19 protein-coding genes are annotated in these 20,849 nt (G+C 62.2%); 8 read left to right on the plus strand and 11 right to left on the minus strand.

Annotated features, from left to right (window positions below; genetic code table 11):
- Nucleotides 1-24: 24 nt before the first annotated feature.
- The 6 genes from folD to Q0478_RS01425 all read right to left on the minus strand — a co-directional run bounded on the left by folD (nt 25) and on the right by Q0478_RS01425 (nt 7,276).
- Nucleotides 25-915: a bifunctional methylenetetrahydrofolate dehydrogenase/methenyltetrahydrofolate cyclohydrolase FolD gene (gene folD / locus Q0478_RS01400; protein WP_298675383.1), complete on the minus strand. Its 891-nt coding sequence runs from the start codon at nt 913-915 to the stop codon at nt 25-27.
- Nucleotides 916-1,055: 140 nt separating this feature from the next.
- On the minus strand, nt 1,056-2,732 hold the full coding sequence (locus Q0478_RS01405; RefSeq protein WP_298675386.1) for a formate--tetrahydrofolate ligase: 1,677 nt from the start codon (nt 2,730-2,732) through the stop codon (nt 1,056-1,058).
- Between the two features lie 133 nt (nt 2,733-2,865).
- Nucleotides 2,866-3,465, minus strand: coding sequence for an MOSC domain-containing protein (locus tag Q0478_RS01410; protein ID WP_298675388.1), 600 nt, complete (start codon nt 3,463-3,465; stop codon nt 2,866-2,868).
- Nucleotides 3,466-3,652: 187 nt separating this feature from the next.
- A complete protein-coding gene (locus tag Q0478_RS01415; RefSeq protein WP_298675391.1) occupies nt 3,653-5,371 on the minus strand; it encodes a peptidoglycan -binding protein in 1,719 nt (572 codons plus the stop codon).
- Between the two features lie 3 nt (nt 5,372-5,374).
- A complete protein-coding gene (locus tag Q0478_RS01420) occupies nt 5,375-6,670 on the minus strand; it encodes a biopolymer transporter ExbB (RefSeq protein WP_298675394.1) in 1,296 nt (431 codons plus the stop codon).
- A gap of 78 nt (nt 6,671-6,748) precedes the next feature.
- Nucleotides 6,749-7,276 (minus strand): gamma-glutamylcyclotransferase, encoded by a 528-nt coding sequence (locus Q0478_RS01425; RefSeq protein WP_298675396.1) that lies wholly within the window; start codon nt 7,274-7,276, stop codon nt 6,749-6,751.
- Between the two features lie 67 nt (nt 7,277-7,343).
- Between Q0478_RS01425 and Q0478_RS01430 the strand changes: the two genes are divergently transcribed.
- Both Q0478_RS01430 and Q0478_RS01435 read left to right on the plus strand, forming a co-directional pair.
- The gene (locus Q0478_RS01430) at nt 7,344-8,327 is read left to right on the plus strand and encodes a DUF2125 domain-containing protein (RefSeq protein ID WP_298675399.1); all 984 of its coding nucleotides are present in this window, start codon (nt 7,344-7,346) and stop codon (nt 8,325-8,327) included.
- The gene (locus tag Q0478_RS01435; RefSeq protein ID WP_298675402.1) at nt 8,324-8,995 is read left to right on the plus strand and encodes an HD domain-containing protein; all 672 of its coding nucleotides are present in this window, start codon (nt 8,324-8,326) and stop codon (nt 8,993-8,995) included. The genes Q0478_RS01430 and Q0478_RS01435 overlap by 4 nt, the downstream gene beginning before the upstream one ends.
- Before the next feature lie 418 nt (nt 8,996-9,413).
- Here the strand turns inward: Q0478_RS01435 and Q0478_RS01440 are convergent, their stop codons facing one another.
- The 4 genes from Q0478_RS01440 to Q0478_RS01455 form a co-directional block, all read right to left on the minus strand.
- Nucleotides 9,414-10,331, minus strand: a complete 918-nt coding sequence (locus Q0478_RS01440; RefSeq protein ID WP_298675405.1) for a prephenate/arogenate dehydrogenase family protein — start codon at nt 10,329-10,331, stop codon at nt 9,414-9,416.
- Nucleotides 10,328-11,410: a histidinol-phosphate transaminase gene (gene hisC / locus Q0478_RS01445; protein WP_298675408.1), complete on the minus strand. Its 1,083-nt coding sequence runs from the start codon at nt 11,408-11,410 to the stop codon at nt 10,328-10,330. Before hisC ends, Q0478_RS01440 begins: the two co-directional genes overlap by 4 nt.
- A 120-nt stretch (nt 11,411-11,530) precedes the next feature.
- Nucleotides 11,531-12,151 (minus strand): 30S ribosomal protein S4, encoded by a 621-nt coding sequence (rpsD, locus tag Q0478_RS01450; RefSeq protein WP_298675412.1) that lies wholly within the window; start codon nt 12,149-12,151, stop codon nt 11,531-11,533.
- 342 nt (nt 12,152-12,493) lie between these two features.
- Nucleotides 12,494-13,663 carry a Hint domain-containing protein gene (locus Q0478_RS01455; RefSeq protein WP_298675415.1) on the minus strand — a complete coding sequence of 390 codons (1,170 nt, stop codon included), beginning with the start codon at nt 13,661-13,663 and terminating at the stop codon, nt 12,494-12,496.
- Nucleotides 13,664-13,887: 224 nt separating this feature from the next.
- Between Q0478_RS01455 and Q0478_RS01460 the strand changes: the two genes are divergently transcribed.
- The 6 genes from Q0478_RS01460 to Q0478_RS01485 all read left to right on the plus strand — a co-directional run bounded on the left by Q0478_RS01460 (nt 13,888) and on the right by Q0478_RS01485 (nt 20,075).
- On the plus strand, nt 13,888-14,763 hold the full coding sequence (locus Q0478_RS01460; RefSeq protein WP_298675418.1) for a LysR family transcriptional regulator: 876 nt from the start codon (nt 13,888-13,890) through the stop codon (nt 14,761-14,763).
- A gap of 78 nt (nt 14,764-14,841) precedes the next feature.
- The gene (locus Q0478_RS01465) at nt 14,842-16,293 is read left to right on the plus strand and encodes an aldehyde dehydrogenase family protein (RefSeq protein ID WP_298675420.1); all 1,452 of its coding nucleotides are present in this window, start codon (nt 14,842-14,844) and stop codon (nt 16,291-16,293) included.
- 7 nt (nt 16,294-16,300) lie between these two features.
- On the plus strand, nt 16,301-17,278 hold the full coding sequence (locus Q0478_RS01470; protein ID WP_298675423.1) for a membrane dipeptidase: 978 nt from the start codon (nt 16,301-16,303) through the stop codon (nt 17,276-17,278).
- Nucleotides 17,275-18,942 carry a hypothetical protein gene (locus tag Q0478_RS01475; protein ID WP_298675425.1) on the plus strand — a complete coding sequence of 556 codons (1,668 nt, stop codon included), beginning with the start codon at nt 17,275-17,277 and terminating at the stop codon, nt 18,940-18,942. Before Q0478_RS01470 ends, Q0478_RS01475 begins: the two co-directional genes overlap by 4 nt.
- On the plus strand, nt 18,939-19,502 hold the full coding sequence (locus Q0478_RS01480; RefSeq protein ID WP_298675428.1) for a DUF3726 domain-containing protein: 564 nt from the start codon (nt 18,939-18,941) through the stop codon (nt 19,500-19,502). Before Q0478_RS01475 ends, Q0478_RS01480 begins: the two co-directional genes overlap by 4 nt.
- A gap of 42 nt (nt 19,503-19,544) precedes the next feature.
- Nucleotides 19,545-20,075, plus strand: coding sequence for a TetR/AcrR family transcriptional regulator (locus Q0478_RS01485; protein WP_298675431.1), 531 nt, complete (start codon nt 19,545-19,547; stop codon nt 20,073-20,075).
- 33 nt (nt 20,076-20,108) lie between these two features.
- On the opposite strand, the gene recO is transcribed toward Q0478_RS01485, so the two are convergent.
- Entirely contained in the window at nt 20,109-20,843 is a 735-nt protein-coding gene (gene recO / locus Q0478_RS01490; protein WP_298675433.1) for a DNA repair protein RecO, read from the minus strand.
- Nucleotides 20,844-20,849: the final 6 nt, after the last annotated feature.

Genomic DNA, 20,849 nt, shown 5'->3' on the forward strand with positions numbered 1-20,849 from the left:
GCCTGCGCCCGCCGGGCCGCTGTCTCACGCGGTCAGACCCTCCGGCTCGGCCAACCCGTTGGCACGGCACGCCGCTGTCACCGTATTGGCCAGCAAGCAGGCAATGGTCATCGGCCCCACACCGCCCGGCACAGGGGTGATCGCCCCGGCCACGGCGGCGCAGCTTGCAAAGTCCACATCGCCAACAAGCTTGGTCTTGCCGTCGCGCTCGATGCGGTTGATGCCCACATCAATCACCGTCGCCCCCGGCTTGATCCAATCGCCCGGCACCATCTCGGGCCGCCCGACAGCGGCCACAACAATATCCGCACGGCGCACCACATCGGCCAAGTCTTTCGTGCGGCTATGTGCAATCGTCACCGTGCAGCTGTCGCCGAGCAAAAGCTGCGCCATGGGCTTGCCGACGATGTTTGACCGTCCGATGACAACCGCATCCATCCCGCTCAAAGAGCCGTGATGGTCGCGCAGCATCATCAGGCAGCCCAGCGGTGTGCAAGGCACCATGCTCTTCTGCCCCGTGCCAAGCAGGCCGACGTTGGAGATATGAAACCCGTCCACATCCTTGGCCGGGTCAATCGAGTTGATCACAAGGTCTTCGTTCAAATGCTTGGGCAAAGGCAGCTGCACGAGAATACCGTGAATGTCTGGGTCCGCGTTGAGCCGCGCAATCAGCGCCAGCAAATCCGCCTCGGAGGTCTCCACATCCAGCTTGTGCTCGACAGATTTCATCCCGACTTCAACGGTCATCTTGCCTTTGGAGCGCACATAGACCTGGCTCGCAGGGTCTTCGCCCACCAGCACAACAGCCAAACCCGGCGTGATGCCGTGCCCGTCTTTCAGGCGGCTCACATGCCCCGCCACCTTCTCGCGCACTTTGCCCGCAAAGGCCTTCCCGTCAATAATCGTCGCGCTCATGCCGCCCTCTTTTCTTTACAGTTTCGGTGCGCGCAAAGCGCACACCCTACAGCCCTAACCCCTCGGATACACATTCACAGCGCACCCCTTACAACCGCATCCCGTAGGGTGCGCATTCACTGCGCACCCCTTTTTTGGCCTCAGAACAAACCTTCAATCTCGCCCGCGTCATTCAGGCGGATTGTCTCCGCTGCAGGCACCCGTGGCAAGCCCGGCATGGTCATAATCTCACCACAGACCACCACAATGAAACCCGCCCCCGCGCTCAGGCGCACTTCGCGCACCGGCACAGAGTGCCCCGTCGGCGCGCCGCGCAGGTTCGGATCGGTCGAGAAGCTATACTGCGTCTTGGCCATACAGACAGGCAGGTCGCCATAGCCCTGCTCTTCCCAGAGCTTGAGCTGGTCCCGGATCTTCTTATCCGCAATCACCTCGTCCGCACGATAAATCCCCTTGGCAATCCGCTCGATCTTCTCAAAGAGCGGCATGGCGTCCGGATACAGCGGGGCAAACTGGCTCGCGCCACTGTCGGCCACTTCCGCCACTTTCTTGGCCAGCTCCGCACTGCCCTTGGAGCCGAACTCCCAGTGCTGGCTGACAATCGCTTCCGAGCCCTGGCTCTTCACATAGTCTTTCACAGCCTGCACCTCGGCCTCGGTGTCGGTGACAAAATGGTTGATCGCCACGACAACCGGCACACCAAAGCTCTTGAGGTTGCCAATATGGCGGCCAAGGTTGGCGCAGCCCTTCTCCACAGCGGCCACATTCTCGCCGCCCAGATCGGCTTTCGCCACGCCGCCGTTCATCTTCATCGCGCGCACAGTGGCCACAAGCACCACACAGTCAGGCGCAAGCCCGGCTTTGCGGCACTTGATGTTCATGAATTTTTCCGCGCCCAAGTCAGCGCCAAAGCCCGCCTCGGTCACAACATAATCCGCCAGCTTCAACGCCGTCTTGGTTGCAATCACCGAGTTACAGCCATGCGCAATATTGGCAAATGGCCCGCCATGCACAAAGGCCGGGTTGTTTTCCAGCGTCTGCACAAGGTTTGGCTGCATGGCATCCTTGAGCAAGACAGTCATCGCGCCTTCGGCCTTGATATCGCGGGCAAACACAGGGCTGCGGTCGCGGCGATAAGCCACGATCATATTGCCCAAACGCGCCTCAAGGTCCTTCAAGTCATTGGCCAGACAGAGGATCGCCATCACCTCGGAAGCCACGGTGATGTCAAACCCGTCTTCGCGCGCAAAGCCGTTGGAGACGCCACCCAGCGACGAGGTGATCTGGCGCAAGGAGCGGTCGTTCATATCCACCACCCGGCGCCATGTGACACGGCGCGTGTCAATACCCGCCTCATTGCCCCAATAAATGTGGTTGTCCAGCATCGCGCTCAACAGCGAATGCGCTGACGTAATCGCATGAAAATCGCCGGTGAAATGCAGGTTCATATCCTCCATCGGCACAACCTGCGCATAACCGCCGCCCGCGGCCCCGCCCTTCATGCCAAAGTTCGGCCCAAGGCTCGCCTCGCGGATACAAACCATGGCCTTCTTGCCAATCGCATTGAGCCCGTCGCCAAGCCCCACAGTCGTCGTGGTCTTGCCCTCGCCCGCAGGCGTCGGGTTGATCGCCGTCACAAGAATAAGCTTGCCGGTCTTCTTCTCCTGCACCGAGTTGATAAACGCCTGGCTCACCTTGGCCTTGTCGTGGCCGTAAGGCAGCAGATGCTCCGCCGCAATCCCGAGCGTCTCGCCGATCTCCATAATCGGGCGCTTCTTGGCCGCGCGGGCAATTTCAATGTCTGACTTGTAGCTCATAGCGGAGTCCCTTTTCCATCCGGCTTCTCTTAACGCCCTTCTATCGGCCCCGCCCGCGCCGCGGCGCGCGGAATCCGACATTTCCCAAGCTCAGAGCGGCGGGATGTCGCAGCCCGCGTCGCCTATCGGAAACTCATGTGGCCCTTGCGCGGTCCAGATGCGGCCAAACCGGCTGGTCCGGCACATGCAGCACAAGCTCATCGCCCAGCGCAATCTCCCCGCCATGCTCCACCCAGGCGGTCACACCCCGCCGCCCCCTTGCCGCCGGCTTGAAGGCGCGGCCATAACCTTCATGCTCGGCCTCAACCTCCTTGGCAGGGTAAATGCAGGGGCGGTTCTCCATATCAATCACAAGCACAGCCCCCGAGGGCGCCTGCAACCGTGAAGACGGCGGCACATGGGTAAAATCGGGAATCCCTTCAATCACCAGCGAAGCCCCCAAATGCTCCGGCTGAAGCGTCTCAAGCCGCATCTCGGCGGCAATCGCCGCCATCTCCTCAACAGACAGCACCGAAAGCTGGCGCACATTGGCAATCTCGGTGCCGCGCTCATATTGCGTGCTCACACGGCTGCACGCGGGCCGCGTCAGCCCGCCATGGGCCTCGCCCTCAAGCCCCGCAAATGTCAGCATGGCCCGCTCAAGCGCAGCCGAGCGCAGCCCCGCCGCGCGGTCTTCCACACGGCCAATCCATTTGATCACAGCGCTAAACTCTGTCGGTTTCAAAGCAGGCATACCACCCTCCCAAAATATCTGCCGCCAAGCTGCCCCGCCCCAAACACAAAAACAACCCGCTCTTTCTTATTGCTAGAAATATCCCGGGGGCGTGGGGGCTGGCCCCCACATAGTCAGGGTTTGGGGCAGCACCGGCCTGCGTGGCCTGAACGCAATCAAACCTGAGCAGCGCAGCTGCACCACTGGCTCACTTCTCGGTCAGCTTCAGCTCGATGCGCCGGTTCTGCGCGCGCGCCTCAGCCGAGTTGCCGGTCGCTATGGGCTGATACTGCCCAAAACCGTTGGCGCTCAGCCGCTCCGGCGGGATGCCCAGCGCGCTCACCATATGGCGCACCACAGAGAGCGCCCGCGCCTGGCTCAACTCCCAGTTGTCGGCAAATTCGCCGGTGCCTGAAAGCGGCACATTGTCGGTGTGCCCGTCCACACGGATCACCCAGTCCAGCTCGCTCGGAATTTCCCCGGCCACATTGCGCAGGATCTCGGCAATCTTGGCCAGCTCGCCCTGCCCTGCGCGGCTCAGGCTGGCCTGCCCCTGCGCAAACAGCACCTCGGAGGAGAACACAAACCTGTCCCCGACAATCCGCACACCCTCCTGCGCGCCGATCACATCGCGCAAACGCCCGAAAAATTCGCTGCGGTAGCGCTCAAGGTTCTGCTTCTCCGCCTCCAGCCGCGCGCGCTCGGCCTCTTCCAGCTCGCGCCGCTTGCGCTCTTCGGCGGCGGCGCGCGCCAAGGCGGCGTTCAGGTCCTGCCCCAGATTGGTGAGCTGGATCTCGCTCGCCGCGTCGCGCTCCTTGTAGTCGTCAATAATCGCCTGAAGGCTGCCCAGCTGCGCGCGCAGCGCCGCCACCTGCTGGTTGAGCAGGGCCTGCGCACGCAGCGCCTCGGCCGAACGCGCCTCTTCCTGCGCAAGCGCGGCATTGGCCTGCGCCAAAAGCACAGCCCGCGCCTCTGTCTCGCTCAGCGTCTCCCCGAGCGCCCCCTCAAGCGCAAGCTTTTCGGCCAGAGCCTGCGCCAGCCGCGCCCGCAAATCCGCGCTCATCTCGGCCTGCGCCGCAGCATCGGCTTCAGCCTCCAGCACCATCGCTGCAATTCGCTCGCCAAGCGCCTGCTGTGACGCCTCCGCGGCCGCCAAAAGCGTGAGTGTCTCTTCTGCATCCCGGCGCGCCGCCTCCAGCGCCAGGGTCATCGCGGTCAGCTCGGTGTCAGCCGTCGCAAGCTTTGCACGCAAAGCCTCTGCGGCGGCCACCTCCAGCGCGCGGGCCGCCTCTTCTGCGCTCAGTTGGGTCTTGACGCGGTCAAGCGCCGCATCCTGCGCGGCCACCTCGGCTTCGGCAGCGGCAATCACCGCCTCCAAAGCCGCTTTCTGCGTGCTCAAATCCGCCGTTTGCGCCCGCAAGGCCGCAGCCTCGCTTTCTGCGCGGTCGCGCTCGGCCAGAAGGCTCGCCACCTGCGCCTCAAAGCCGGTGATCTCAGCCCGCGCCGCACTCAGGGCCTCCTCTTGCGTGAGCGCCTCGCTGCGCAGCACGGCAATCCGCGCCTCTGCCGCGCTCAAGGCCGCATCCTGCGCAGCCACATCGGCCCGCAGGCTGGCAATCAGCGCCGCTTGCGCGCCCGCGCGGCTGCGCGCGGCGTCGAGCGTTGTGCCCAGCTCGGCCACCCGCGCCTCAAGCCCTGTGCTCTTGCGCTGCTCAAGCCCCAGCGCCTGCGCCAGCTTGGCAATTTCGGAGTTGAGCTGGTTGAGTTCGTTTTCCTGCCCGGTGATGGTTTCACGCAAGACAAATTGCACCACCATGAAAATGGTCAGCACAAACATCAGAACAAGCAAAAGCCCCGTCATCGCATCGACAAACCCGGGCCAGATCGCGGCCTGAAAGCGCTGCCCTGTGCGGCGGGAAAGCGCCATGGCCTAGCTCCCGTCCTCGGGCCGCCGCGCGCGCAGCACCTCAGGCGACTGTGCTGGCTGTGCTGGCTGTGGCTGGTCTGGATGTTCAGGCTGCTGCGGCGCTTGTGGCGCTTGGGGTTGCGGGGCGGCCCGCTCGGGCGCAGGCAGGCGCAAGACCTGCGCCAGCGCGGAAATATCCTGGCGCAGCTCGGCCATCATCTCCTGGCGCCCGGCGCTGATCTCCTCCAGAACCCGCAGCATCTGCACATCAATCGAGCGCAACCGCATCCGGCTTTCCGCGTCAATCCCCGCCTCGGTGCTGCTGCCCTCGCGCTGTTGCAGCGTCTCGATCAGCGCTTCTTGCCCCTCGGCCACACGCATCAGCGCGCTCACGGTCGGGTTCTGATCCCCCAGCCGGAATGTCAGCCGCTCAACCGAGTCCACGAGGCTGCCGAGCTTCTGATCGACAATCGCCCGGCTCACATCGCTGTCAGTAAACATCTGCTGCAAATCTTCCATCTGCCGCGCCATATGCTCCAGAACACCGTCCAGAACGGCCACCTGACCGCCTTCTTCGCCCTCGCCGCTCGAAAAGCCCAGCCGGGTGATCGAGCTGAGCCACTCTTCCAGCTCGCGGTAAAAGCGGTTTTGCGCATGGCCCGCAAACAGCTCAAGCAAGCCCACAACAAGCGAGCCCGCAAGGCCCAGCAGCGAAGAGGCAAAGGCCACGCCCATCCCCGAAAGCTGGCTGTCCAGCCCGCTCATCAGCCGCGAAAACACCTCAACGCCGCTCTCCCCCTCGGCGGGCGCGAGCCCACGAATGGTGTCCACAAGCGCCGGCACGGTGGTGGCAAGCCCATAGAATGTGCCCAAAAGCCCGAGAAAAATCAGCAAGCTCACAATATAACGGGTGATCTCGCGCTCTTCGTCAATCCGCTGGGACACCGAGTCCAGAATAGAGCGCGCCGAGCCAGCGCTGATCTGGCGGCCCTGCGCGCGGGTGCTGAGCAGATTGGCCAAAGGCGTGAGCAAGGAGGGCGGGCGCACCCCCTGCCGCTCGGCCACATCGGCGGCAAAAGCCTCGATCCAGCGCACCGAACGCACCATCTGGAAAATCTGCCAGAAGGTCGCCAAAACCCCCAACCCGAAGACAAACACAATAAACCCGTTGAGATAGGGGTTGGCCTCAAAGACAGGCAAAACCCGTGGCAAGGCCAGCAAGGTCACAAACCCCGCCAAGCCCAACGCCAGCAGCATCAATACAATCGGCCTTATGGGTTGTGAAAAATACAGCTCGCCCTCACGGTCCCTATGCGCCATCTTGCCCGCTCCTGACGCGTCTTTCGATTGTCCAATCATAGGTCCATCTGCCTCTCAAGCCAAGGAAAATGCCACCGCTCACAGCAGCAGCTTCACACGGCCCACCAGCGCATCCAGCTCCGGGTCCGAAATGCCCAACTGGTGCAAATGCGCCGCCGTGTTGAACAGATACTCGCTGTTTGGCCCGCGCCCACCCTCGGCCCGGGCGATGATCTGCGCCTGCTCTTGCAGGTCCAGACCGCCGCAATATTGCACATGCGCCGCGTCAATCACATAGGTCACAGCCTCCACAACCCGCCCGTCGGCCAAAGCAATCGGCAACACCCGCTCAAGATAGGCCGAGGACACAAGCTCGCGCGCGCGCAAATAGGCCAGCACAGCAGCCTCCTGCCCCTCGGGCACAGCAAAGCCAACACCATCGCAGCGCGCCCCGGCCACCTCATCCAAGGCCAACACGAGCCCGGGGGCCGCCTCACTGCCCCGATGATGGATAGAGCGCATACAAAAACTGCGCGCATAGCCCTCCAAAGTGGCCACCCGCATCTGCGAAACCTCAAACCCCGGGTTCCAGATCAGCGACCCATACCCGAATACCCACATCGTCATTGCTCTTGTCCCCCATGACAGCATTGCCCATAAACACCATCACCAACCTCTGGAAAAGGGTGCGCGCGTGAAAAAACTGCTCTTTGTCATCCTCGTGGCGGCAACGCTCTGGTCAGGCTACTGGGTGGTCGGGGCCGCCGGTGTGAAAGCCGGCTTTGAAAACTGGTTTGAAGCCCGCCAGAACGAGGGCTGGCAAGCCGACTATCGCGCCCTGAGCGTGTCAGGCTTTCCCAACCGCTTTGACACCGAGCTTACCGAGCCCGCGCTGGCCGATCCGGCCACCGGACTGGCCTGGTCGGCCCCTTTCCTGCAAATCTTCACCCTAAGCTATCAGCCCAACCATATCATTGCCGCCTTCCCCGCTTGGCAAACCCTTGCCAGCCCCCACAGCCGGCTCTCGCTCAACAGCGAGGCCATGCGCGCCTCGCTTGTGATGGAGCCCGGCCCGGCACTGGCGCTTGCGCGCGCCAATCTCGCCGCAGGCGCGCTCACCCTCACACCGCAGAACGGCCAGCGCACCCGCCTCTCCGGGCTGCAACTGGCCCTGACCCGCGAAGGCGACACAGAATATCGCGCCGCCTTCAACGCCAACGACCTCGCGCCGCCGCTGCCGCGCGCGCTGTCAGGTGAGCTGCCCGAAACCCTCTCGGCCTTTCGCGCCGATGCAACGCTGCGCTTCACCAAAGCCTGGGATCTGAGCGCCCTGCAAGACAACCGCCCCCAGCCCACCGAAATCACCCTGCATCTGGCCGAAGCCGAATGGGGCCCGCTCAAGCTCGCGGCCGCCGGCAAGCTCACGGTTGACAGCACAGGCACCCCCACCGGCACGCTCACCCTCAAAGCGCGCAACTGGCGTGACATCCTCAGCCTGGCCCAAGCGGCCGGGGTGCTGCCAGAAAGCCTTGCGACACAGGCCGAAAGCGCGCTCTCCCTGCTCGCGGGCCTGTCTGGCAACAGCGCAACGCTCGATGTTCCGCTGGGGTTTTCCGGCGGTTACATCAAGCTCGGCCCGCTGCCGCTTGCCAAAGCGCCAAGCCTGCGGTTGCGATGAGCTGCCCCTATGAAACCCAGCTTCTGAGCGCTTGGCAGGCCGCGCCCAACCAAGGCTCACACAGCGCCCCGGATTGCGCCCCAGACAGCGCGCACGACCTCGCCCATATCCGGCGGGTCTGGGCCAATTGCGAGGCCCTCGCACGCGAAAGCACCCCCGCGCCCGACATGGAGCTTCTGCGCGCTGCGGCCGTCCTGCACGATCTGGTGAGCCTGCCCAAAGATGCGCCCGATCGGGCCAGCGCCTCGCGGCTCTCTGCCGAGGCCGCGGCCCCCTTGGCGCTCAAGGCCGGCCTGCCGGCGCAAAAGATCCCCGCGCTCAAACATGCGATCCTGGCCCACAGCTTTTCGGCCAATGTGGCGCCCCAAACCGTGGAAGCCAAAATCCTTCAAGACGCCGACCGCCTCGATGCGCTTGGGGCCATCGGGTTGGCGCGCCTGTTCTTGGTCTCCGGCGCGCTCAACCGTCCGCTTTACGATCCGGATGACCCCGCTGCGCAAACCCGTGCGCCCGATGACAGCCGTTTTGCGCTGGATCATCTTTATACCAAGTTGTTCAAACTGGCGCAGACCATGCAAACCCCAGAGGGGCGCGCGCTGGCCGAGGCGCGCAGCGCCTATATGCGCAGCTTTCTGGCCCAGCTGCTCGCCGAGGCCCGCAGCGTGTGAGGGGGCAGGAGCCGCTCAGAGCGGCTGCAAAGGGCTGTTTAACCTTTTGGTAAGCAAATCAGGGGCGCACGCTGCGTTAACGGCGGGAAACCGGGTTTGGCCGGTGCACGCGTGGTGCACGCCTTGTGCACGCATGTCACCCCCCCCGAATCAGGCCAGTTAACGCCTTTGCCCGCGCGCGGCCCGGAACCTTTGGAGCGCTACAGAGCCCTCGCAAGGGTGACGAGGTGGTGGCTTGGAGTCTGGATTTGTCTATTTATTTCAGAAACTTAAGAAACATCAGCGCGCGCGATGCGCCCCCTGTTAGCCCTTCCTTAACCGATAAGGCGCTAAGCTTGGGGCGTCCAAAACCCGCCGCGCAAACACACAGCCACCCCCCACCCCCAATGCCCCGGCACCGGTTTGGAAGGGGCCGTGTTTACGTTTTGTTAACCCGGCCAAAATCGGGCGCATCGGTGTCCTGGCCGGCTTCGATGATCCCGCGGCGAATGGCCCGCGTCCTTGTAAAATAGGCGTGGAGCATGTCCCCATCGCCTGTGCGGATGGCCCGTTGCAGGGCAAAAAGCTCTTCCGTGAAACGCCCCAGAATTTCCAGTGTCGCCTCTTTGTTGTTCAGAAAAACATCGCGCCACATGGTCGGATCGGAGGCCGCAATGCGGGTAAAATCGCGAAAGCCCGCCGCCGAATATTTGATCACCTCACTGTCCGTCACACGGCGCAAATCATCGGCCACACCCACCATCGTATAGGCGATGAGATGGGGCGCATGGGAGGTCACACCCAGCACGAGATCATGGTGCTCTGCGTCCATTTCCTCGACCTTTGCACCGATTCCCTCCCACAGATCTCGCAGCTTTTGCACCGCCTCCGGCGCCGTTCCCTCCGCCGGAACAAGCAGCGTATAGCGGTTGTCAAACAGCGTCGCAAAGCCTGAGCGCGGGCCGGAATGCTCGGTGCCCGCCAAGGGGTGCGCTGGAATAAAATGCACGTTTTCAGGCAAGTAAGGCCCCACCGCGTCGATAACGGCTTTCTTCACAGAGCCCACATCGCTCACGGTCGCGCCCGCTTTCAAATGCGGCGCGATCTCTTGCGCAACAGCGCCCATCGCGCCCACAGGCACGCAGAGCACCACAAGGTCGGCGTCTTTCACAGCCTCGGCGGCGCTGTCACAGATCACATCACACAGGCCGATCTCGCGCGCCACATCGCGGGTCTCGCCCGAGCGTGCATAACCGCGCACCTCGCCCGCCAGCGCGCCGCGTTTCATCGCCCAAAACATCGAGGAGGCAATCAGCCCCAGCCCGATCAGAGCCACTTTCTCGTAAGCCCGGCTCATGCCTGCCCCTCCCGCCATTTCGTCAGCGCCGCAATCAACCGCCCTGTCTGCGCTTCGTCTCCCACGGTCATCCGCAACCCCTCAGGGAAGCCATATCCCTTCACGCGGCGCACCAATATGCCCTCAGCCTGCAAGGCCAGATCCACCGCCACGGCCTCGGCCTCATCGCCAAAGCGCGCCAGCACAAAATTGGCATGGCTGGCGTCACAGGCCACGCCGAGCTGGCGCAAGGCCCCCGTCAGCCGCGCCCGCTGCGCTGCGTTCAATCTGGTGCAGTTAGGAACCCAATTCGCATCTTCCACAGCCGCCTGCGCCGCCGCAAGCTGCACCGTGGATAGGTTGAAAGGCTGCCTGATCCGCGTCATCACATCTATCATCTCACGGGCGGCGTAGCCCCAGCCAATGCGCAGCCCGCCAAGCCCGTAGACTTTTGAAAAAGTGCGCGTCATCAACACGTTGGGCAGATCACGGGCCAGCTCTGCGCCGCCTGTGTAGCCCTCGGCATATTCCGTGTAGGCCCCGTCAATCACCAAAATAACATGCGCCGGCAAGCCCCGCGCCAGCCGCGCAAGCTCTTCCTCAGGTAGCATCGTGCCCGTCGGATTGGCCGGGTTGGCCAGCATGACAATCCGCGTCGCCTCCGTCACCGCAGCAAGGATGTTGTCAACACTCACAACCCGCTCCGCTTCAGCCACCTGCACCGGGGTCGCCCCGGCCATATGCGCCAAAATCGGATACATCGAAAAGCCATGCTCGGTGTAAACAATCTCGTCCCCCGCGCCCGCAAACGCCTGGCAGACAAATTGCAAAACCTCGTCCGAGCCAACCCCACAAATGATCCGCTCAGCCTCAAGCCCATAGGCCTTTGCAATCGCGGCGCGCAGCTCGGCATGGTCGGTCGAAGGGTAGCGATGCACATCAACCGCCGCCTCAGAGATCGCCTTGATCGCCGCAGGCGGCGGCCCCAAAGGATTCTCGTTTGAGGACAGTTTCAAAACATCCGACCGCCCCGCAATAGAGGACTTTCCGCCCTCATAAAGCGCAATGTTCATAATGCCTGCTTGCGGCGTTAGGCTCATAGTCGTCTCCCTGCTCTCTTCAGGTGATACAAGCTGGCGCAACAGCTCGCCAGCAAAGAAAAAGGGCCGCAGCGGTATCCCGCCACAGCCCTTCCATAAGCTTATGCGAAATACGCGCGCTTAGTTCTGTGCGTAATATTCGATAACGAGATTCGGTTCCATCACAACAGGATATGGCACATCGCCAAGGCCCGGTGCGCGCACAAATGTCGCTGTCATCTTTGAGTGATCCGCATCAATGTAATCAGGCACATCACGCTCTGCGAGCTGTGTGGCTTCCAGAAGGGCAACCATCTGCTTGGAGCGGTCACGCACTTCAATCACGTCGCCTTCTTTTACGCGGTAGGACGGAATGTTCACCTTCTTGCCGTTCACCCGCACATGGCCGTGGTTCACGAACTGGCGCGCCGCAAAGACTGTCGCAACAAATTTCGCACGGTAAACAACCGCATCCAAACGGCGCTCGAGCAGAGCAATCAGGTTCTCGCCTGTATCGCCTTTTACGCGCTCGGCCTCTTTAAAGATGCGGCGGAATTGCTTCTCTGTCAGGTCGCCGTAGTAACCCTTGAGCTTCTGCTTGGCGCGCAGCTGCAAACCGAAGTCAGACAGCTTGCCCTTGCGGCGCTGGCCGTGCTGGCCGGGGCCATATTCGCGGCGGTTGACAGGTGATTTGGGGCGGCCCCAAATGTTTTCGCCCATGCGGCGGTCAATTTTATACTTGGCAGACGTGCGTTTTGTCACGGCTGATCTCCTTCGGTTTTATGAGCCCATCACCTTATCCGAAAACATGTTGCCACGTCTCGGGATGATAAACATATGAAGGGCGTTGTCCTCTGGATTGCTCCCGACAGGCTGCCTCTTGCGAGGGCCACCAACACCAATGAAGCCGCGCTTATAACTGCCCGCCACAGCGAGTCAAGCGCAAACCCCTGCTTCTTCTGGTCAAAAATACCTAAACACCACACCCGCAAACTCCGCAGCACCGGATTTCACGGGGTCGGCCCGTCAAGATGTTCCCTCCCCTTGTGGGGAGGGTCAGGGAGGGGGTCACTTTCGTCTTGCGGCGACAGCCGCGCAATTGGCTCAGGCCGCCTCATGCGCAAGGATAGCAGCATCAGAGGCCGAAAGGTTGCGCCGCGCAAAAGCACCATAGCGTTCAGGTTGCAGCTCAAAATCAGGGCGCATCTGCAAAAGCCGCGCACGATCCTCTGCGCTCAGGCTCGCAAGCGCCGTATTGGCCGGATGAAAACTCTCGGTTTCAACTCCGTTCGCCCAGACAATCTCGTGTTTTGGCAACAAGAGATGCACATAGCTCACCGTTCGCATCTGGCTATCAATCACAATGGTGCGGCCGTTGAGCAGGTCCTTTGCGCGCACCAGCACCTCGCTGGTGTTGAACAGCGCCCGGGCGGCCGCCCCGCGCACAAGCATCCTATGTTCGGGCGAGACAACCAATTCCTGGTCTGGCCGCTCTACTCCAAGCGCGCCAGCCCGAAAGCGGATCGGACGCAAATGGGGCATCGCAAAAAGCCGCGCACCCGACATCTGCCGCTGCCCCACCCATTGGATTTGCTGCGCACCGCTGTCCTTGGTCAGCACATAATCACCCGGCCGCAGCGCTTGCACAGCGCGTGGCCCCTCTGGTGTCTCTATCCGCGTGTCACTGGTGAAACAGATCACCCCGCCCGCCTCATCACCTTGCGGCACAAGGCGGGAAGGCCGCAAACTGTGGTGCACCACCCAAAGGTCGCAGGCTTTGGGCGGAAGCTGGTTGACAAACATCACCAGAGGCTGTGCGCCACCGCCAATCTCGATCAACGTCACCGTGTAGCTCTTGGTCCCATCGGTCACCACAAAACTGTTGTCTCCCGCAAACGCCTCCAGCGCCTCATGTTCATCCCGCTCAGAAGCGCCTTGCGCCAGCGCAGTGTGTTCCAATGCGCCGCGTTGAAAGGCGCTCTCTGTGTTCACACTGTTTTCAGGCCGGTTGACCCTGTGTAAATTGGGGTCATGCCCCGTGTGAGCCATGCCGACCAGGCGCTGCACCATCCGCGCTGCGCGCCGTCTGAGGTTCCCTTCGTCATCCGCTCGCCCAAGCCGCAAAACATGAGAGGGGCCATCCACGCGCACAGCCTCTCCTTCCCAGGACCAGGTGGTTCCAACACCCAGCTCTGTCACCGGCGCATTGGCCAGCCCACCCAGTTTTGTTTGCGGCCAAGAAATAACGAACGTGCCCTGAAAGCCCGTATCCATCCTAGTTGCCTGCCTCATCTTATAATTATTTTTATAATAAAAGTTAACACGCCCCTAGGCGCCTGCATACCCTTGTCTGGGCAGGAAAAATCAGGATTGTGGCAAAAAAGCTGACGCGAAGAGGCGTCAGACCCCTTCAGACATGCCCCCGCAGAGCACCGGTTTGCCAGCACCGTTTCTCCGACACGCTGGACAGCCCTCAAGCCGCCTGCGACACTGCTCAGATGAGCATCAAAATTGATCTTTTGCGCGTCTTTTGCGCCGTTGCCGAGAGCGGTTCCTTGTCAAAGGCCGCGGAAGCCCTCGGGCGCACGCCTTCTGCCGTCTCGATGGCGCTCAAACAACTTGAAGAGCATCTCGGAGCGCCGCTGTTCAGCGCGGCCCGCAAATCCGAGCTGACCCCGCTAGGCCGGGCCGTTCTCAAAGAGGCGCGGCAGGAAGTCTCCCATTACGCCCGCACCATCAGGCGGATCGAGGGGCTCGCCCGTGCAACCCACGGAAGCTTGCGCCTTGCCGTGACCCCGTCTGTCGCGCAAACCGTGCTGCCCCCCGTGATCAAGGCTTACAACGCCCGCTTTCCAAATGTTGCTATTGAGCTGCGCGATCTCGACAGCGCCGGGGTGCTCGAAGAGCTTATGGCCGATCGCGCCGATATCGGCATTGCCTCCCTGCCCGAGCGCGCCGGATTCGAGCGGTTTGCCCTGTTCTCTGATCCCTTCGGCGTGGTCTGCCCGCGCGGTCATCCTCTCGCCAGCAGCTGGGACAGCCTGACATGGGCCGATATTGTCGATGAGCCTCTCATTTCAAACGGTCTTTGCGAGATGATCACAGACCCCTCCTTTGCGGTGATGCGCGCGCGCTCGCGGCTCTTTGTGCGCAACACAGGCTCTCTTCTCGCTTTGGTGCGCGCGGGTGCGGGCATCACGGTTTTGCCCGAGCGCGCCCTTGGCGGCGGGCTGGATGATCTTGTCTTTCTGCCCCTCAAAGACAGCGCCGCGCGGCGCAGCGTTCAAGGGATGCACCGTGCAGAAGACCAGCTTTTGCCGCCGGTTCTGCATTTTGCCGACAGCCTGCGCGCGCTTAAACTTCAGAAAAGTTGAATTTACCTTCAGAGAAATTCGTTTGCCCTGAATCGGCGAAAGCCTCAAAACAGGGCAAACCTTGGCCTAGGAACCCTTATGAGCGATATCAAACCAAATCTCATTGCCGGCACATGGAGCACAGGCTCCGGCGCCATTGAAAATCACAACCCGTCAGATCTGTCCGAGCTTGTCGGCCTCTATGCGCAAGCCAGCTCGCAAGAGCTTGACGCAACCATCTCTGCCGCGCAGACCGCGCAGGCCGAGTGGGCCGCCTACGGGCTTGAGCGCAAGCAGGCTGTGCTCATGGCCATCGGCAACGAGCTTATGGCCCGCGCCGAAGAGCTGGGCACACTTTTGAGCCGCGAAGAAGGCAAGCCGCTTGCCGAAGGCAAGGGCGAGGTTTACCGCGCCGGCCAGTTCTTTACCTATTACGCCGCCGAAGTGCTGCGCCAGCTGGGGCAAAATGCCCAGTCCGTGCGCCCAGGCGTTGATATCGACATCCGCCGCGAGCCTGTCGGCACCATCGCCGTGATCAGCCCGTGGAACTTTCCCACCGCGACAGCAAGCTGGAAGATCGCGCCCGCGCTGGCCTATGGCAACGCCGTTGTCTGGAAGCCCGCCAATGCCACACCCGCCTCCGCCCATGCGCTCACCGAGATCATCGCGCGCCAAGACATACCGAAAGGGCTTTTCAGCCTCGTCATGGGCTCGGGCCGCGACATCGGCCAGAAGCTTGTCGAGCACCGTGGCATCAATGCGATTTCCTTCACAGGTTCCGTGCCTGTCGGGCGTGGCATCGCGCAGGCCGCCGTGGGCAACTTCACCAAGCTGCAAATGGAAATGGGCTCCAAAAACGCGCTCGCCGTGATGGAGGATGGTGACCTTGATCTTGCCGTGGCCGTGGCCCTTGGCGGCGCCTTTGGCGGCACGGGGCAGAAATGCACCGCCTCCTCGCGCCTTGTGGTGCACGCAGCCGTGCATGACGCCTTCGTGGAAAAGCTCGTCGCAGGGGCCAAGGCCATGAAAGTGGGCCACGCGCTCGCCGAAGGCACACAGATCGGCCCTGTGGTCAGCGCAGCCCAGCTCAAGGAGAACCTCGCATGGGTGGCCAAAGGCCGCGCCGAAGGGGCCGAACTGGCCTGTGGTGGCGAACAGATCGAGCAACCCACCCAGGGCTACTACATGACACCCGGTGTCTTTCTTGGCACAACAAACGCCATGGAAATCAACCGCGAAGAGCTGTTTGCCCCGCTCACCGCCGTGATCAAGGTGAGCAGCTTTGACGAGGCTTTGCACACCGTCAACGACACGCGCTTTGGCCTGACTGCGGGCATCGTCACCCGCTCGCTCGCGCGCGCCAGCCACTTCCGCGCCAATGCGCGCTCAGGTTGTGTGATGATCAACCTGCCCACGGCAGGCACCGACTATCATGTGCCCTTCGGCGGGCGCGGGGAAAGCTCTTATGGCCCACGCGAACAAGGTGTAAATGCTGCCGAGTTCTACACCACGGTCAAGACAAGCTACATCGCCGCAGGCACGCCAGAGTAGGGTCACCATGTATCGCATCGACAACCTCCAATACGCAAACTGGTCTGAGAAAATCTTCCGCCAAATGCGCGCGGGGGGGCTTGATGCGGTGCATGTCACCATCGCCTATCATGAGAATTTCCGCGAAACCGTCCTCAATATCGAGCGCTGGAACCGCTGGTTTGAAGAGTTCCCCGAGCTGATCATGAAGGGCCGGTGGGCGGGCGATGTGCGCACAGCGCACGAGTCAGGCCGCACGGCCATTTTCTTCGGCTTTCAAAACCCTTCGCCGATAGAGGACGATATCGGCCTGGTCGAAGTCCTGCACGATCTGGGCGCGCGCTTCATGCAGCTCACCTACAACAACCAGTCCCTGCTGGCCACGGGCTGTTACGAGGCTGAAGACACCGGCCTCACCCGCATGGGCAAGCAAGTTGTGCGCGAGATGAACCGCGTGGGGCTGGTGGTGGATATGTCCCACTCTGCCGATCGCAGCACCATAGAGGCCGCCGAGTACTCCGAGCGCCCCATCGCCATCACCCACGCCAACCCGCACGCCTGGCAACCCGCCCTCCGAAACAAGCGCGACGAGGTCATCCGCGCAGTGACGGAAAATGGCGGTATGATCGGCTTTTCTCTCTATCCGCACCACCTCAAAGGCAAGTCAGACTGCACGCTTGAAAGCTTCTGCCAGATGATCGCTGATACAGCCGAACGCTTTGGCGCAGAACATCTCGGCATCGGCTCTGATTTGTGCCAGGATCAGCCGGACAGCGTGGTGGAGTGGATGCGCGTGGGCCGCTGGAGCAAAGAAATCGACTATGGCGAAGGCTCCGCCGCCGCCCCCGGCTTTCCGCCCATGCCAAGCTGGTATCAAGACAACCGCGACTTTGAAAACATCGCGCAAGGCCTCGCTCAAACAGGCTTTTCCCAAACCGAAATCGACGGAATCATGGGCGACAACTGGTTTCGCTTTTATGAGCAAAACTTCGGGCCCAAGCCATGACAGAACTGTCGCTGCGCCCGCCTGAACAGGTGATGACCCTCTCCCGCCTCGGCAGCCTGCATCAGTGCCGCCTGTCGTTCATGCGCCAGCTCTTGCGCCGCATAGTGCGTGAAAACTGGCGTATCACCCGTGCGCGTTTTGAGATTGATGCGCGCGGTGAAGGGCTCGCCATCTACACCGCCCAAGGCCCCGAGCGCGCCTATTCGCTTGTCGCCTTTGCCCATGATCTGCCCGATGACATGCGCTCTGACCGCGTCATTGCCACCGCATGGGACGCAACCTTTACGCTCTTTGACGGCATTCCGACAGAGCAAGACATTGCCCGCCTGCGCAGCAATGTGCCCCTTCAGGAAGCAGGCCGCATTGGCCCACAAGAGCTGGCCCTGTCGCGCGCCAACCGCTCCGCGAGGCTCTGGGACTATGTGGTGCGCTGCCTTGCCCAAGGCACACAGCCCGATGCCGGCGAAATTGCCAAAGTCGGCTATCTCATGCGCACCACGGCTGTCTATGGCTCGGGCAAATTCGGTGCCTCCGACCGCGCTTTCATAGCCGCGCGCCCCGAGTTTGAAGCGCCCTTTCAGGTCGAGATGCTGTCGGTCTACCTCACCCGCGCTTTTGTGGCCGATCTGGTCGAGCATATGGCCGCGCTCAAAGCGCCCGAAACAGCGGTGGCGCTCGATCCAGAGCTGCGCCGCAGCCTTGGCATCGGCAATTCCACCGGCCTCGGCATGGCCCCTTTTCTGGTCAACCACCCGCGCCTTCTGAACAACTGGATCTTGGCCCGCGAGTATGCGCTCGCCAAGATCCGCGCCTTGCCAGAGGCGCGCGCAACCGAGCTGGCCGCCTTCAAAACCGCCTATGACAAGGCCAAAGCCTCCATCGCGCTCTGGCGCTCGGATCATCCGATCCAGCAAACCAAGCTCGCCGCTCTGGCCGCCGACATCACCGCGCTTGATGTCAAGCTGGCGGCGTTTGACGGATCGGGGCAACAGCCGTGGAACGCGCTCTATCTCTGGGCCGAGACAGCGCTCAGCGAAGAGGGGCAAGAGCTGCTTGTCTCGCTTCTGATGGAGCCGCACGGCAAGCTCCTTGAGGGCCTGGGCGCCTGTATGCAGGCCGATGAAAGCGCACTCTTTCGCATCAACGGCGCGATGACGCTGAGTGACGTCAAAGCTCTCCTTGAAACGCATTACGCTTGGGCCCTGGCGACAGACTGGCAAAGCCGCGACGCCACAGCACGGGTCTGGTATGTGTCTGAGGCCAAGCTTGAGCCGCGCCTTGGCGAGCGCTTTGAAGAGCCGCTGGAGCCCTTTGAGCAGCCCCTCGCCCCGGGCCGTGATGCAGCCGCGCTCTATCTCGCGCTGCAAGATGCGCCCGAACCCACGGTGGCCGCGTTCCTCGCCGCCCACCCCGAGCACAGGCATATCCTTAGGCGTGTGCAGATGGCTCCAAGCCATCCTTACGCCGAAATTCAAGACAACACGATCAGCGCCGAGATGAAGCCTGTCGATATGCTGCGCGCCAAGCTCAGCTTTTTTGGCGCAACCCATTTTGACCCGCGCTCCGACCGTTGGGTGCGCATCAACATGTTTCGCGGCGCGCCCTATCCGCAAGAGCTGCACCACGATCAAAGCGACAGTTGGGTCTACGGAGGCGCGCCATGAGCTACTCTTTGGGAGAGATCGAAGCACATTGCCGCAAAGCCGCGCGCGGAGCAGGCTTCACATGGGGCGAGGCCGAGGAGGCCGGCCATGCGGTGCGCCGGCTCTGTGCCGCCGGCTTGCCGGGGGCGGAGGCCCTTCTGGCCTATCTGACCGCCCGGGAAAGCACATATGTGCCACACACAGCATGTCCTATCAAACGCGGCTGCACGATGCTGGACAGCACAAAAACGCCCACAGGCCCTTGCCATACGCCCCTTTTGCTGCTGCCCTTTGTCAGCTCTCTCGCCCAGGAGCGGGGGCAGGCCTTGGCGCTTACGGGCCAAGGGTTTCAGGCCCTCGCCGGACCAGACGGAGGCCTGCATTTGCTGCGCGCCTCAGAGACCGAACCGCAGATCACAATCGCCCCCGCCACAGCGCCTAACGCCCATTTGGTCTGGCGCGCGGGGTGTTCGCAAGCGACCTACAGTGCGCTGGACAGGTTTTGCGCCCGTCTCTACGCGCCAGAAACCGACAGCCGCCGCCAAGCCGGTGCAGGCGCGGGAGATGATGGCAACGCGTGAACGCCCCTTGCCAGACGCCCTACGCCAGCGTATCTTTTCTTCATGAAAAATGTCAGATTACGTCAGAAAGACTGGATAGAAGCGGGCCTGGATGCGCTTTTGAAAGGCGGACCCATGGCGTTGAAAGCCGAACCTCTGGCGCGCGCACTGGGCACAACCAAAGGCTCATTTTACTGGCATTTCAAAGATATAGCTCACTTTCACAGTCAAGTTATCGCCCATTGGGAGGTCTCGGCTCTGGCCGAAATGATTGATGATATCGAGCAGCAGGACAGCCCGCTCACCGCTCTGCACAAACAGCTGCACCACAATGCTGCAAAGCAGAAATATGAACCTGCCATGCGGGCTTGGGCACGGTCGTTCAAGCCTGCGGCACAAGCCCTGGAGCAAGTTGATACGGCCCGTATCAAATACCTGACGGCGTTGCTCAAACGGTGTGACGTGCGCAACCCGGCGCTCGCCTGTGCGCTCTATGCCGCCTCGATTGGCATGACCGACCTTGCCCAAAGCGACCCTAAAATGCCAGAAGAGGCCCTCGACACCGTTCTCGATCTGATACTCGCCTTACGCTAGGCGCCGGTGTCCGGCTGGCTTGTTCTGCCAGCCTTATGGCAGAGCCAACCGGCGCTCAAAAGCCGTCATGAACCGGGCCCGTGCATCGGGCAGAGGTTTCTGGCCCAACTCAGGCGCAAGGCGCGTGCCCAGAAAATACCCCGTCAGCCGCAAGCCGGCCATGACATCTTCATCGCCACCCGCCCCATGACCCAACAAGACAGGCGGGAGCGGCAAGAGCTTCTGCGCCCAATCCCCCGCCCCTTCGCGGGTCACGGCCCGGCCGGTTTTGGGCGAAACATAGGCCAGCCCCGTGCGCGCGCCGGTGACCGCACAACAGCTCAGATCAAGCCCAAACCCCAACTCCTGCAAGAGCGCCAGCTCCCATTTCAAATAGGCCAGCGGCCAAAGCTCATCTTGCCCAAGAAGGTCCAGCAAGGCTTCGCTGCGCCGATACAGCGGCAAATGCGCTTCCCGCTCCGGCAAGGCATAGCGCAAAAGGGCCGTGACCGTATTCAGCCCTGCCAGCGCCAGCCGGGAGGCCATGACAACAGCCGAACGCGACCGCATCAGCTCCGCCTGAAAACTGCCCAGCTGGTCTTCAAGCCGGGCGCGCCAAACAAGATCAAGCTGCGCGCCGGGTTGCAACATTGGCGCCATCTTACGGCTCGCGCCCCCGCGCACAACACCGGCATGACGCCCGCGCTCCGGTGTGAAAACATCCACAATCGCGCTGGTTTCGCCATGGGGCCGCACGGCCAGCAATATTCCTGTATCACGCCATTCCATGGGGCG

The sequence above is a fragment of the uncultured Lentibacter sp. genome, from assembly GCF_937123735.1.
Lineage (GTDB): Bacteria > Pseudomonadota > Alphaproteobacteria > Rhodobacterales > Rhodobacteraceae > Lentibacter.

Excerpts from the sequence above, each read along its gene's own strand:
- folD (WP_298675383.1), bottom strand. The coding sequence starts at position 915 with ATGAGCGCGACGATTATTGACGGGAAGGCCTTTGCGGGCAAAGTGCGC.
- Q0478_RS01405 (WP_298675386.1), bottom strand. The coding sequence starts at position 2,732 with ATGAGCTACAAGTCAGACATTGAAATTGCCCGCGCGGCCAAGAAGCGC.
- Q0478_RS01410 (WP_298675388.1), bottom strand. The coding sequence starts at position 3,465 with ATGCCTGCTTTGAAACCGACAGAGTTTAGCGCTGTGATCAAATGGATT.
- Q0478_RS01415 (WP_298675391.1), bottom strand. The coding sequence starts at position 5,371 with ATGGCGCTTTCCCGCCGCACAGGGCAGCGCTTTCAGGCCGCGATCTGG.
- Q0478_RS01420 (WP_298675394.1), bottom strand. The coding sequence starts at position 6,670 with ATGGCGCATAGGGACCGTGAGGGCGAGCTGTATTTTTCACAACCCATA.
- Q0478_RS01425 (WP_298675396.1), bottom strand. The coding sequence starts at position 7,276 with ATGACGATGTGGGTATTCGGGTATGGGTCGCTGATCTGGAACCCGGGG.
- Q0478_RS01435 (WP_298675402.1), top strand. The coding sequence starts at position 8,324 with ATGAGCTGCCCCTATGAAACCCAGCTTCTGAGCGCTTGGCAGGCCGCG.
- Q0478_RS01440 (WP_298675405.1), bottom strand. The coding sequence starts at position 10,331 with ATGAGCCGGGCTTACGAGAAAGTGGCTCTGATCGGGCTGGGGCTGATT.
- hisC (WP_298675408.1), bottom strand. The coding sequence starts at position 11,410 with ATGAGCCTAACGCCGCAAGCAGGCATTATGAACATTGCGCTTTATGAG.
- Q0478_RS01455 (WP_298675415.1), bottom strand. The coding sequence starts at position 13,663 with ATGGATACGGGCTTTCAGGGCACGTTCGTTATTTCTTGGCCGCAAACA.
- Q0478_RS01460 (WP_298675418.1), top strand. The coding sequence starts at position 13,888 with ATGAGCATCAAAATTGATCTTTTGCGCGTCTTTTGCGCCGTTGCCGAG.
- Q0478_RS01465 (WP_298675420.1), top strand. The coding sequence starts at position 14,842 with ATGAGCGATATCAAACCAAATCTCATTGCCGGCACATGGAGCACAGGC.
- Q0478_RS01470 (WP_298675423.1), top strand. The coding sequence starts at position 16,301 with ATGTATCGCATCGACAACCTCCAATACGCAAACTGGTCTGAGAAAATC.
- Q0478_RS01475 (WP_298675425.1), top strand. The coding sequence starts at position 17,275 with ATGACAGAACTGTCGCTGCGCCCGCCTGAACAGGTGATGACCCTCTCC.
- Q0478_RS01480 (WP_298675428.1), top strand. The coding sequence starts at position 18,939 with ATGAGCTACTCTTTGGGAGAGATCGAAGCACATTGCCGCAAAGCCGCG.
- Q0478_RS01485 (WP_298675431.1), top strand. The coding sequence starts at position 19,545 with ATGAAAAATGTCAGATTACGTCAGAAAGACTGGATAGAAGCGGGCCTG.
- recO (WP_298675433.1), bottom strand. The coding sequence starts at position 20,843 with ATGGAATGGCGTGATACAGGAATATTGCTGGCCGTGCGGCCCCATGGC.